The organism is Salmonella sp. SAL03688, assembly GCF_046551895.1.
GTDB classification, from domain to species: Bacteria; Pseudomonadota; Gammaproteobacteria; order Enterobacterales; family Enterobacteriaceae; genus Salmonella; species Salmonella enterica.
In genome coordinates, this window is sequence record NZ_JBGDVI010000015.1 from 95138 (window position 1) to 108052 (window position 12915).

At 49.5% G+C, this 12915-nt stretch carries 9 protein-coding genes; 4 read left to right on the forward strand and 5 right to left on the reverse strand.

Annotated features, from left to right (window positions below):
- Positions 1-112 precede the first annotated feature (112 nt).
- Positions 113-1303 (forward strand): MFS transporter, encoded by a 1191-nt coding sequence (locus ACLJR2_RS15960; protein WP_000660250.1) that lies wholly within the window; start codon positions 113-115, stop codon positions 1301-1303.
- 1 nt (position 1304) lies between these two features.
- Here the strand turns inward: ACLJR2_RS15960 and yfaE are convergent, their stop codons facing one another.
- The 5 genes from yfaE to ACLJR2_RS15985 all read right to left on the reverse strand — a co-directional run bounded on the left by yfaE (position 1305) and on the right by ACLJR2_RS15985 (position 7138).
- On the reverse strand, positions 1305-1559 hold the full coding sequence (gene yfaE, locus ACLJR2_RS15965) for a ferredoxin-like diferric-tyrosyl radical cofactor maintenance protein YfaE (RefSeq protein ID WP_000533921.1): 255 nt from the start codon (positions 1557-1559) through the stop codon (positions 1305-1307).
- Positions 1559-2689 (reverse strand): class Ia ribonucleoside-diphosphate reductase subunit beta, encoded by a 1131-nt coding sequence (gene nrdB, locus ACLJR2_RS15970; RefSeq protein ID WP_000332026.1) that lies wholly within the window; start codon positions 2687-2689, stop codon positions 1559-1561. Before nrdB ends, yfaE begins: the two co-directional genes overlap by 1 nt.
- A gap of 112 nt (positions 2690-2801) precedes the next feature.
- Entirely contained in the window at positions 2802-5087 is a 2286-nt protein-coding gene (nrdA, locus tag ACLJR2_RS15975; RefSeq protein WP_001076494.1) for a class 1a ribonucleoside-diphosphate reductase subunit alpha, read from the reverse strand.
- A 355-nt stretch (positions 5088-5442) separates the two neighbouring features.
- Positions 5443-6171, reverse strand: a complete 729-nt coding sequence (gene ubiG / locus ACLJR2_RS15980) for a bifunctional 2-polyprenyl-6-hydroxyphenol methylase/3-demethylubiquinol 3-O-methyltransferase UbiG (RefSeq protein ID WP_001091009.1) — start codon at positions 6169-6171, stop codon at positions 5443-5445.
- Positions 6172-6253: 82 nt separating this feature from the next.
- Entirely contained in the window at positions 6254-7138 is an 885-nt protein-coding gene (locus ACLJR2_RS15985; RefSeq protein WP_000944714.1) for a GntR family transcriptional regulator, read from the reverse strand.
- A 49-nt stretch (positions 7139-7187) separates the two neighbouring features.
- Between ACLJR2_RS15985 and ACLJR2_RS15990 the strand changes: the two genes are divergently transcribed.
- From ACLJR2_RS15990 to gyrA, 3 genes are all read left to right on the forward strand, one after another.
- Complete coding sequence (locus ACLJR2_RS15990; RefSeq protein ID WP_000098087.1) at positions 7188-8513, forward strand: MFS transporter; 1326 nt, start codon at positions 7188-7190, stop codon at positions 8511-8513.
- A gap of 14 nt (positions 8514-8527) precedes the next feature.
- Positions 8528-9730, forward strand: a complete 1203-nt coding sequence (locus ACLJR2_RS15995; RefSeq protein WP_000705582.1) for a mandelate racemase/muconate lactonizing enzyme family protein — start codon at positions 8528-8530, stop codon at positions 9728-9730.
- Positions 9731-10139: 409 nt separating this feature from the next.
- Positions 10140-12776: a DNA topoisomerase (ATP-hydrolyzing) subunit A gene (gene gyrA / locus ACLJR2_RS16000; protein ID WP_001281271.1), complete on the forward strand. Its 2637-nt coding sequence runs from the start codon at positions 10140-10142 to the stop codon at positions 12774-12776.
- Positions 12777-12915 lie beyond the last annotated feature (139 nt).

A 12915-nucleotide genomic window follows, 5' to 3' on the forward strand; every position in this document is an offset into this window, starting at 1 on the left:
TGCACTTGTTTATACTGCGATTCTATCGAATACATCACATTTTGACGCACCTGATAGGTGTTCAGTTGAGCTGAGCGTTGCCTGCGTGCGCCATCTGAACGGGTCGTTAAGAATGAAAGAAAAATTATGGACGAAGGATTTTTGGGCAATAACCATAGTTAGTTTTATTATCTTTTTTGTTTTTTATGTACTGCTAACCTTATTACCCATTTATATCGCTGACCGCCTGCATGCTTCTGCAGATAAGGCAGGATTGTTAGTGACATGTTTCCTGGCTGCGGCAATTGTTATTCGGCCGTTTGCCGGACAGTGGGTGGGAAAATATTCGAATAAAAAGATTCTGGTGCTCTCTTCTCTGGCTTTTTTGGTGATTACCGCTCTGTATCCGGTTTGCCATTCCATTGAGTCGCTGCTCTTTATCCGCGTACTTCATGGGATTACGTTTGGTGTTATTACCACGGTAAAAGGAACTATTTCAGCGCGGTTGATTCCGGCCTCCCGACGTGGAGAGGGCATCAGCTTTTTCTCTTTAGCGATGGGCCTGGCGATGGTCGTAGGACCGTGGATCGGTTTGAATATGGCCCGCTGGAACGCGTTCACTGCCGCATTCTGGCTTTGTTCCGCTGTAGCGGTGTTAGGGATTTTGCTTTCCCTGATTGTGACGGTCCCTCCGGTAATTCGTCATGCCGATGGTTCGAAACCGAATCTGGGTTTTGCCGCGATGTTTGACCGCGCCGCCTTGCCTTTTGCGCTGGTCACCTTTTTTATGACTTTCTCCTATGCCGGCGTGTCGGCTTTCCTGGCGCTGTATGCTCGTGAGCTGGATTTGATGGCGGCGGCCAGTAATTTCCTGCTGTGCTACGCTATTTTCCTGATGATATGTCGTACCTTCACCGGGAATATTTGTGATAAAAAAGGGCCGAAATATGTTGTTTACCCATGCCTGTTGGCTTTTACCATCGGTCTGGTGGCGCTGGGCTACACCAATGGCAGCATCATGATGATTATTTCCGGCGGGCTAATCGGTATCGGCTACGGTTCGGTCACGCCGGTTTTCCAGACGCAAATTATCAGCTCGGTTGAACCGCATAAAATCGGCGTGGCGAATTCACTGTTCTTTAACGCGATGGATGCCGGAATGGCGATTGGCGCCTTTATCATGGGAATGATGGTTGAGTCGGTTGGCTATCGTATGATTTATGTCGCTGGTGCGGTGCTGGTGGTACTCGCTGGCGCACTGTATGCCGTGCAGATGAAAAAACGTGGCGCGATGCCTTTGGTTTCCACCAGCGAGTTGCACTGAGTTACATCTCTATTTCGATATCGCCTTTTGCCCTGCAGCAGCAGGGCAAAATCTCTCCCGGCTGGATAAACGCTAAAGGTTCCGTAATCCAGTCAACCTGACCGGCAACCAGCCGGGTACGACAGGAGCCGCAATACCCTTCGCGGCACTGATACTCCACCTCAACGTTATGCGATTCCAGCGCGGCCAGCAGAGAAGGGTGTTCATCCTGGCACAGCAGTTGTGTGCCAGTGATACGCAGCGTGACGCGTCCCATCAGAGCTGGAAATTACTCAGATCGTCAGTATCGACTTCCGAATCGATTTGTCCGACCAGATAAGAGCTAACTTCCACTTCCTGTGGCGCGACCTGAACGTTATCGGACACCAACCAGGTATTGATCCACGGGATTGGGTTGGAGCGGGTCTGGAACGGCAGATCCAGCCCCACCGCCTGCATACGAATATTAGTAATATATTCAACGTATTGGCACAGGATATCTTTATTCAGGCCGATCATCGAACCGTCGCGGAACAGATAGTCCGCCCACTCTTTTTCCTGCTGCGCCGCCTGCACGAACAGGTCATAACATTCCTGTTTACACTCTTCGGCGATTTCCGCCATCTCCGGGTCGTCCACGCCGCTACGCAACAGGTTCAGCATATGTTGCGTGCCGGTCAGATGCAGAGCTTCGTCACGGGCGATCAGACGGATAATTTTGGCGTTGCCTTCCATCAGTTCACGCTCGGCAAATGCGAAAGAGCAGGCGAAGCTGACGTAGAAGCGGATGGCTTCCAGCGCGTTCACGCTCATCAGGCACAGATACAGTTTTTTCTTCAGCTCACGCAGATTCACGACAACCGTTTTGCCATTAACGGTATGGGTGCCTTCACCGAGCAGGTGCCAGTAACTGGTCATCTCAATAAGTTCGTCGTAGTAGGCGGAGATCCCTTCGGCGCGCTTCTGAATTTGCTCATTGGTCACGATATCGTCAAAAACGACAGCCGGATCGTTGACGATGTTACGAATAATGTGGGTGTAGGATCGTGAGTGAATCGTCTCAGAAAACGCCCAGGTCTCTACCCACGTCTCCAGCTCCGGGATGGAAATGAGCGGCAGCAGGGCGACGTTCGGGCTACGTCCCTGAATGGAATCCAGCAGCGTCTGGTATTTGAGGTTGCTGATGAAGATATGTTTTTCGTGCTCCGGCAACGCCTGATAATCGATACGATCGCGGGAGACGTCGACCTCTTCCGGACGCCAGAAGAAAGAGAGCTGTTTTTCGATCAGTTTTTCGAAGATGTCATATTTCTGCTGGTCATAGCGTGCAACGTTGACCGGCTGGCCAAAGAACATGGGTTCCTTGAGCTGATCGTTTTTCGTCTGTGAAAAAGTGGTGTATGCCATTGAAGTGAATCCTTTATGGGATGAGCGCCGGATGGCGGCGCAAGCGCCTTATCCGGCCTACAAACCGTACAATCGTAGGCCGGGTAAGCATAGCGCTACCCGGCACTATTCATCAGATCTTACAAGCGCCGCTTTCGCAGCCATCGTCCTGAATAGAAGGCGCCAAATCGTCCTGCGCATCTTCCGCGCCGTCGCGGGTATTTTGATAGTACAGAGTTTTCACGCCAAACTTATACGCGGTGAGCAAATCTTTCAGCAGTTGCTGCATCGGCACTTTTCCTGACGGGAAACGTGACGGATCGTAGTTGGTATTGGCGGAAATCGACTGATCGATAAACTTCTGCATGATACCCACCAGTTGCAGATAACCGTCGTTGTTCGGCATCTCCCACAACAGTTCGTAAGCGTCTTTCAGATGCTCATAATCCGGCACGACCTGACGCAAAATACCGTCTTTCGAGGCCTTGATGCTGACGTAGCCGCGCGGCGGCTCAATGCCGTTGGTGGCGTTGGAGATCTGGGACGACGTTTCCGACGGCATTAGCGCCGATAGCGTGGAGTTACGCAGACCGTGGGTTTTGATCGACTCACGCAGCTGTTCCCAGTCGTAGTGCAGCGGTTCGTTGACGATCGCATCCAGATCTTTTTTGTAGGTGTCGATCGGCAAAATGCCTTTTGCATAGGTGGTTTCGTTGAACCATGGGCAGGCGCCTTGCTCTTTCGCCAGTTCGTTGGACGCTTTAAGCAGATAGTACTGAATGGCTTCAAAGGTTTTATGCGTCAGATTATTGGCGCTGCCGTCGGAATAACGTTTACCGTTTTTCGCCAGCCAGTAGGCGAAGTTAATCACGCCAATGCCCAGCGTACGACGGCCCATTGCGCCGCGTTTGGCAGCCGGAATCGGGTAATCCTGATAATCGAGCAGAGCATCCAAAGCGCGTACTGCCAGAATAGCCAGTTCTTCCAGCTCGTCCAGAGTTTTAATGGCGCCCAGGTTGAATGCAGACAACGTACACAACGCAATTTCGCCGTTTTCATCGTTGACATCGTTCAGCGGTTTGGTCGGCAGGGCAATCTCCAGACACAGGTTAGACTGGCGTACCGGGGCGACAACCGGATCGAACGGACTGTGAGTATTGCAGTGGTCAACGTTCTGGATATAGATACGACCGGTAGAGGCGCGTTCCTGCATCATCAGCGAGAACAGTTCGACCGCTTTCACACGCTGTTTGCGGATGCTGTCGTCGTTTTCATATTTCACGTACAGGCGTTCGAATTCGTCCTGGTCGGCGAAGAACGCATCGTATAGCCCGGGTACATCGGACGGACTGAACAGCGTAATGTCGCCGCCCTTCAGCAGGCGGGTATACATCAGTTTGTTGATCTGTACGCCGTAGTCCATGTGACGTACGCGGTTACCTTCCACGCCACGGTTGTTTTTCAGTACCAGCAGGCTTTCCACTTCCAGGTGCCACATCGGGTAGAACAGTGTCGCCGCGCCGCCGCGCACGCCGCCCTGCGAACAGGATTTCACCGCCGTCTGGAAGTGCTTGTAGAACGGGATGCAGCCGGTGTGGAAGGCCTCGCCGCCGCGAATCGGGCTGCCCAGCGCACGAATGCGGCCAGCGTTGATGCCGATACCGGCGCGCTGAGAAACGTATTTCACGATAGCGCTGGAGGTGGCGTTGATGGAATCCAGACTGTCGCCACACTCGATCAGTACGCAGGAGCTGAACTGACGGGTTGGGGTACGCACACCGGACATGATGGGCGTCGGCAGCGAGATTTTGAACGTAGAGACCGCATCGTAAAAACGTTTTACATAGTCAAGACGCGTTTCACGCGGGTAGTTCGAGAACAGGCAGGCCGCTACCAGAATGTAGAGGAACTGTGCGCTTTCATAGATTTCGCCGGTCACGCGGTTTTGCACCAGATATTTCCCTTCCAGCTGCTTAACGGCAGCGTAGGAGAAGGTCATATCGCGATCGTGAACGATAAACGAATCCATCTGCTTGAACTCTTCTTCCGTGTAGTCTTCCAGCAGATGATTGTCGTATTTGCCAAGCTCAACCATTTTTACCACATGGTGGTAAAGTGCGGGCGGCTCAAACTGGCCGAAGGCTTTCTTACGCAGGTGGAAAATCGCCAGACGCGCAGCCAGGTATTGATAATCCGGCGCATCGCGAGAGATCAGGTCTGCGGCGGCCTTAATGATAGTTTCATGGATATCGGAGGTCTTAATCCCATCATAAAACTGAATATGCGAGCGTAGCTCGACCTGAGAAACCGATACGTTATTCAGTCCTTCTGCCGCCCAATCAAGCACGCGATGAATTTTGTCGAGATTGATGCGCTCAGTACGGCCGTCACGCTTTGTCACCAGCAGACTCTGATTCATGTGGTTTTCTACCTGTTTACCTGTCCGTGAAAGAAAAATATCCCCCCGCTTATCCACAACGCCACGTTGTGACTAACTCTGTGGATAAATACTATATATAGGGGGTAATCGATAAGTGAAACGCTATATGGTGAGTATTCTAGTAGGGATTCTTTTGAGTACAAGAGTTGATTTTGGCGTTAAATTGCGGTTGCAAAAGCGTAAGAATCGCTAAATGCGCGTCTGATAAGGCCTGGAGAGGATGTCAACAATTCATAAAAAAAAATCAAAAGTTGATCGAATGCTGATTTCTTCATCGAAGGGAAAGGTTGCGCCCGATGATCTAACGCAACCCTTATAGGAAAATTCTTTGATGTCAGGCTTTTTTAGCGCGGGTATGCAACATGTAGTTAACGTCTACTCCGGGACCGAGTTTGAAAGTATTGGTTATCGGGTTGTAGTGCAGCCCGGTGATATGTTGCTCTTTCAGGACGGTTTCATCTACCCAGCTTAACAGTTCAGCAGGCTTAATGAATTTCTTCACGTCGTGCGTGCCTTTTGGCACCATGCGCAGAATATACTCAGCGCCGACGACCGCCATCAGCCAGGATTTTCCATTGCGGTTCAACGTTGAGAAGAACACCTCGCCGCCGGGTTTAACCAGTTGGGCGCAGGCGTGGACGACCGATTGCGGATCGGGAACGTGCTCCAGCATTTCCATACAGGTGACGACGTCGTATTGCTGGGCGTGTTTTGCCGCATGTTCCTCAACCGTCTCCTGCACGTACTCTACCTCGATGCCGCTTTCCAGCGCATGCAGTTTGGCGACCTGCAAAGGCTCAAAGCCCATATCCAGCCCGGTGACGGTTGCGCCTTCGCGTGCCATACTTTCCGCCAGAATGCCGCCGCCGCAGCCGACGTCGAGTACCTTTTTACCAAACAGGCCGCCTGAGCGCTCAGTAATGTAGCCAAGGCGTAGAGGGTTGATGCGATGCAATGGCTTGAATTCGCCCTCCAGATCCCACCAGCGCGACGCGACGGCTTCGAATTTGGCGATTTCATTATGGTCAACGTTGTGAGCTACCGACGGTTTTTCAGTGTTCATGAGTACATGAGATTCCGCTATTGATCTATCGGGGCAGTATAGCAGGTGCAAAGTCGCTGCGTTATATCTACTGCCGTCTTTATTACGCTTTCAGCGCAAGAAGTTTTCTTGCGCGTTCTGTAAAACCGCTACCGATGTGGTGCGTGATAAAATTACAGACGCCCTCGACGTTGTTGTTTTTTAACATATCCAAAATAGTGGCATGTCCACGGTTAGAGCTGGTGATATATTCAGCGGTAAAATCCAGTCTGTAGCGAATTGCCAATAAACGTGCAGAGATCAACAGGTGTGCTTGTGAAATGTATTTATTATCGGCATATTTCACAAAAACATAATGAAAATCATGATCCAGTTTGAGGTAAGCTTGCGTATCTCGCTCTGCATTAATTTTTGCTGACTTCGATAAAATATTGCTTAATTCGACTATGACATTGTTAGCATTTTTCTCCATCGCTTCACGAATTGCGCCCTGTTCAAGGATAACCCTCATTTTGATGAGATCATTGATATCCTCGTCGGTGACAGAAAAAACAAATGTCCCACTGCGGGGAATGATGTTGACCAGGTTTTCATTATAGCTCAGCCAAATAAAAGCTTCACGAATTGGTGTTTTACTTACCATCAGAATATTTGATAGTTCATTTTCACTGATCGCTTGCCCAAGATCGAAATCGCCATGGATAATCATCTCCCTTATTTTCTCTTTAATCACCTGGGTGATGGATTTGGGTATTTCAATTGATATGTGACTAAAGTCACGCTTTAATCTATTTTTCATTTTCTTCTCCTCCATGGTTAAACCCGGCTCCATTGTAATTAATTTATTCAAAATTAACGGATCTAATATATCAGATATAAGAAAATTTACATACTTTATTGTTGTTATTGTATATTTCATTAAGTTTGCTTGCTGATATATCAGATATGACACATTAGCTTTTGAATTGTATTGTTTTTTACGTAACATCGATTCCGGTCAATACCCTTATTCATTGAATCATAAAAGGTGATGCAAAATGAGTAGTCCACAAGAAAATTTATACGATGCAATTCGTATTGTAAAAAGGAAAATCATTCCTTTGGCCTTTATTCTTTACTTTTTTAACTATATGGATCGTGTCAATATTGGGCTTGCTGCATTACGCATGAATGAATCTCTCGGTATTACGCCTGAGGATTTCGCTAATATTTCTTCTATATTCTTCATATCATATTTAATCTTTCAAATTCCGAGTAGCATTGGCTTGCAAAAGCTTGGTGCAAGAAAATGGATTAGTTCCATTATTATCGGCTGGGGAGCGGTAACAGGGCTGATTTTTTTTGCTAAAGATACTCAACATATTTTGCTGGCTCGCATTTTTTTGGGGGTATTTGAAGCTGGCTTTTTCCCGGGCATGGTTTATTATCTTGCATGCTGGTTCCCGGCTCGTGAACGCGGAAAAGTCAATAGTTTCTTCATGTTATCTATTGCTGTTGCATCGGTATTGGCTTCGCCGATGTCTGGTTGGATCATCGAGCATTTGAATACCCCGGATTATGAAGGCTGGCGCTGGCTTTTTGCTATTGAAGGTATCCCTACCGTATTCCTTGGCATCCTGACATTTTATTTACTGCCTGACAGTCCAGAAAAGGCTAAATGGCTTACGCCACAGCAGATATCGGCCTTAGTTAATAAATTACGCACTGACAATGAAACCGCAGCTGCATTAAATAAAAATACCAACTCATCCTTTCTTTCCGTAATCAAAAATCCAGTTTTGCTTCAGCTTTCTTTCGCCTACATGTTGATTCAGGCGGCTGCTCTGGCGGCAAACTACTGGTTGCCGGGGTTGGTGAAGGGATTTTCAGCTGATTTTACGGATACTGACGTTGGCTTAATCATGAGTATTCCGTTTATTTTCGCTATGTTCAGCATGCCCTGGTGGGGCTGGCATTCCGATAAAAAGAATGAACGAAAATGGCATGCTGCATTACCCATGTTTCTGGCAGGCTGTGGTTTTCTGATGATTGCTCTTGTCCCCTCAATGTCGCTGAGAATGCTGGGGCTAACGTTCTATGGTGTTGGGATCCTCAGCTATTACGGACCTTACTGGGCGCTGCCTTCTGCATTATTGTCGCCGTCAGGGTTGGCTATCAGCATTGCGTTTATTAACTCATGTTCAAGTCTTGGCGGATTCCTGATTAATAAGTCACTGGGATTCGTTTCTACTCATTATGGTGCGACAGGAATATTTATTGTAGAGGCAATACTTTGCTTCGCTGCGGTAGCCGTTCTGGCGTTAATGAAAATTGATGTGAAAAAAGAAAAAAGCCAACAAACAAATATTGTATCACGAACCTGATAAATGGAGAAATTATGAAAATTACGTCTATTGAAGTTTTTGACTGTGAATTAAAAAAAAGAGATCAAACGATGTCCTCCTATAATCCAGTACTAATTCGGGTGAATACCGACTCAGGATTAAGTGGTATTGGCGAAGTAGGACTGGCCTATGGCGCAGGCGCTAAAGCTGGCGTAGGGATCATCAGAGATCTGGCGCCATTGATTGTGGGTGAAGATCCATTAAATATCGAAAAAATTTGGGAGTTCTTTTTCAGAAAGACTTTTTGGGGAATGGGAGGCGGGAACGTTTTTTATGCCGGAATGAGCGCTATTGATATTGCTCTTTGGGATATCAAAGGTAAATATTTAGGTGTACCTGTTTATCAGCTCCTTGGCGGGAAAACTAATGAAAAATTAAGAACCTATGCTAGTCAGTTACAATTTGGTTGGGGGGATAAACGCCAGATATTAGTGACACCTGATGAATATGCTGAGGCGGCGCGTGCGGCTCTTGACGATGGATATGATGCGATTAAAGTGGATCCACTCGAAATCGATCGTAATGGCGATGACTGTGTTTTTCAGAATAAAAATCGTAACTATTCAGGATTGTTACTGGCCGATCAATTAAAAATGGGGGAAGCGCGAATTGCCGCTATGCGTGAAGCAATGGGGGATGATGCTGATATTATCGTGGAAATCCATTATCTTCTCGGTACAAACTCAGCTATTCAATTTGCGAAGGCGATAGAAAAGTATCGTATCTTTCTTTATGAAGAACCGATTCATCCATTAAATTCTGATAATATGCAGAAAGTTTCCCGTTCAACAACGATTCCAATCGCCACTGGCGAGCGTTCCTACACAAGATGGGGATACAGGGAATTACTGGAGAAGCAGTCTATTGCCGTAGCGCAACCTGATTTGTGTCTCTGCGGCGGAATTACCGAAGGAAAGAAAATCTGTGACTATGCTAATATTTATGACACCACTGTACAGGTGCATGTTTGCGGCGGTCCTGTTTCCACGGTAGCCGCGCTGCATATGGAAACAGCAATTCCCAACTTTATTATTCATGAGCATCATACCAATGCGATGAAAGCATCTATTCGGGAACTTTGTACCCACGATTATCAACCGGAAAATGGCTATTATGTCGCGCCGGAACAGCCCGGATTGGGTCAGGAATTAAACGATGAGGTAGTGAAAGAATATCTGGCCTATGTGATTAAATAGCATCTGGTGATACTGATTATGGTTTATGCCTCCCGGCATATCCCCTAAATAATTCGAGTTGCAGGATAAAATGGTTAACCGTCTTGAACAGCGCTTGCGCTAACCGCGACGGGGCGAGGCCCAGGGATGGGCCGAGTAACTCGCAGCCAACGCACATGAAACTTGAAGTATGACGGGTATACACGGGAGGTATTGATTTTCTAACCTCTTCCTGGCCAGGCCCCGATCTCCCCTGTGTCGCCTCTGAAGCCGATCGCCAATAAACGCCGAGACCACGCTTATAAATGAAGAGAGCATGCGGCACCCGAATAAAGCATTGTCTGGCTGCATTCCGTTTACCAGTACGTGGGCGAATGTGTTATAATTTGCGACCTTTGAATCCGGGATACAGTAGAGGGATAGCGGTTAGATGAGCGACCTTGCGAGAGAAATTACACCGGTCAACATTGAGGAAGAGCTGAAGAGCTCCTATCTGGATTATGCGATGTCGGTCATTGTTGGCCGTGCGCTGCCGGATGTCCGAGATGGCCTGAAGCCGGTACACCGTCGCGTACTTTACGCCATGAACGTATTGGGCAATGACTGGAACAAAGCCTATAAAAAATCTGCCCGTGTCGTTGGTGACGTAATCGGTAAATACCATCCCCACGGCGATTCCGCAGTGTATGACACCATCGTTCGTATGGCGCAGCCATTCTCGCTGCGTTACATGCTGGTGGATGGTCAGGGTAACTTCGGTTCTATTGACGGCGACTCCGCGGCGGCAATGCGTTATACGGAGATCCGTCTGGCGAAAATCGCCCACGAACTGATGGCCGATCTCGAAAAAGAGACGGTGGACTTCGTGGATAACTATGACGGTACGGAAAAAATTCCGGACGTCATGCCGACCAAAATTCCGAATCTGCTGGTGAACGGTTCTTCCGGTATCGCAGTTGGTATGGCGACGAATATCCCGCCGCACAACCTGACGGAAGTGATTAACGGCTGCCTGGCGTATATCGACAACGAAGACATCAGCATTGAAGGGCTGATGGAACATATTCCGGGTCCGGACTTCCCGACCGCCGCGATCATCAACGGTCGTCGTGGTATCGAAGAAGCCTACCGTACCGGTCGTGGCAAAGTGTACATTCGCGCCCGCGCGGAAGTTGAAGCTGACGCGAAAACGGGCCGTGAAACCATCATCGTCCATGAAATTCCCTATCAGGTGAACAAAGCGCGCCTGATCGAGAAAATCGCCGAGCTGGTGAAAGATAAACGCGTGGAAGGCATCAGCGCGCTGCGTGACGAATCCGACAAAGACGGGATGCGCATCGTGATTGAAGTGAAACGCGATGCGGTGGGCGAGGTGGTGCTTAATAATCTCTACTCCCAGACCCAGCTACAGGTTTCCTTCGGTATTAACATGGTGGCGCTGCATCACGGCCAGCCGAAGATCATGAACCTGAAAGACATCATTTCAGCGTTCGTGCGCCACCGCCGTGAAGTGGTGACGCGTCGTACTATTTTTGAACTGCGTAAAGCCCGTGACCGCGCGCATATCCTTGAAGCTCTGGCGATTGCGCTGGCGAATATCGACCCGATTATCGAACTGATTCGCCGCGCGCCAACGCCGGCAGAAGCAAAAGCGGCGCTGATTTCGCGTCCGTGGGATCTGGGCAACGTTGCTGCGATGCTGGAGCGCGCCGGTGATGACGCTGCGCGTCCGGAATGGCTGGAGCCAGAATTTGGCGTGCGTGACGGTCAGTATTACCTGACTGAGCAGCAGGCGCAGGCGATTCTGGATCTGCGTTTGCAGAAACTGACCGGTCTGGAGCATGAAAAACTGCTCGACGAATACAAAGAGTTGCTGGAGCAGATTGCTGAACTGCTGCACATTCTGGGCAGCGCCGATCGCCTGATGGAAGTGATCCGCGAAGAGATGGAGTTAATTCGCGATCAGTTCGGCGATGAGCGTCGTACCGAAATCACCGCCAACAGCGCCGATATTAATATCGAAGATCTGATTAGCCAGGAAGATGTTGTCGTGACGCTGTCTCACCAGGGTTACGTCAAATATCAACCGCTGACGGATTACGAAGCGCAACGTCGTGGTGGGAAAGGTAAATCTGCCGCGCGTATTAAAGAAGAAGACTTTATCGACCGCCTGCTGGTGGCCAACACCCATGACACCATCCTCTGCTTCTCCAGCCGGGGCCGTCTGTACTGGATGAAGGTCTATCAGTTGCCGGAAGCCAGTCGTGGCGCGCGCGGTCGTCCGATCGTCAACCTGCTGCCGCTGGAAGCCAACGAACGTATCACCGCGATTCTGCCGGTTCGTGAGTACGAAGAAGGCGTCAACGTCTTTATGGCGACCGCCAGCGGTACCGTGAAGAAAACGGCGCTGACCGAATTCAGCCGTCCGCGTTCCGCCGGTATTATCGCGGTGAACCTCAACGACGGCGACGAGCTGATTGGCGTTGACCTGACTTCTGGTTCTGACGAAGTCATGCTGTTCTCGGCCGCGGGTAAAGTGGTGCGCTTCAAAGAAGACGCCGTCCGTGCGATGGGGCGTACCGCGACCGGTGTGCGCGGTATTAAGCTGGCGGGAGACGATAAAGTCGTCTCTCTGATCATCCCACGCGGCGAAGGCGCTATTCTGACCGTAACGCAAAACGGCTACGGGAAGCGTACCGCAGCGGACGAGTACCCGACCAAGTCTCGTGCGACGCAGGGCGTTATCTCTATCAAAGTGACCGAGCGCAACGGTTCCGTTGTCGGTGCGGTACAGGTAGACGATTGCGACCAGATCATGATGATCACGGATGCCGGTACTCTGGTGCGTACCCGTGTGTCCGAGATCAGCGTAGTGGGACGTAATACCCAGGGCGTTATCCTTATCCGCACGGCGGAAGATGAAAACGTGGTGGGTCTGCAACGCGTTGCTGAACCGGTAGATGACGAAGAACTCGACGCTATCGACGGTAGCGTGGCGGAAGGGGATGAGGATATCGCCCCGGAAGCGGAAAGCGATGACGACGTTGCGGATGACGCTGACGAGTAATGTTATTACTGTGCGAGGGCCGGATATCCGGCCCTTTTTCTTGTCTATGGAAAACCCCCAGCTAGGCTGGGGGTTCCGGAAAGCTTTCAGCTTTAAGTCAGTTATTAAAACCCCTTTTGATTTGTTAAAACATCTTGCG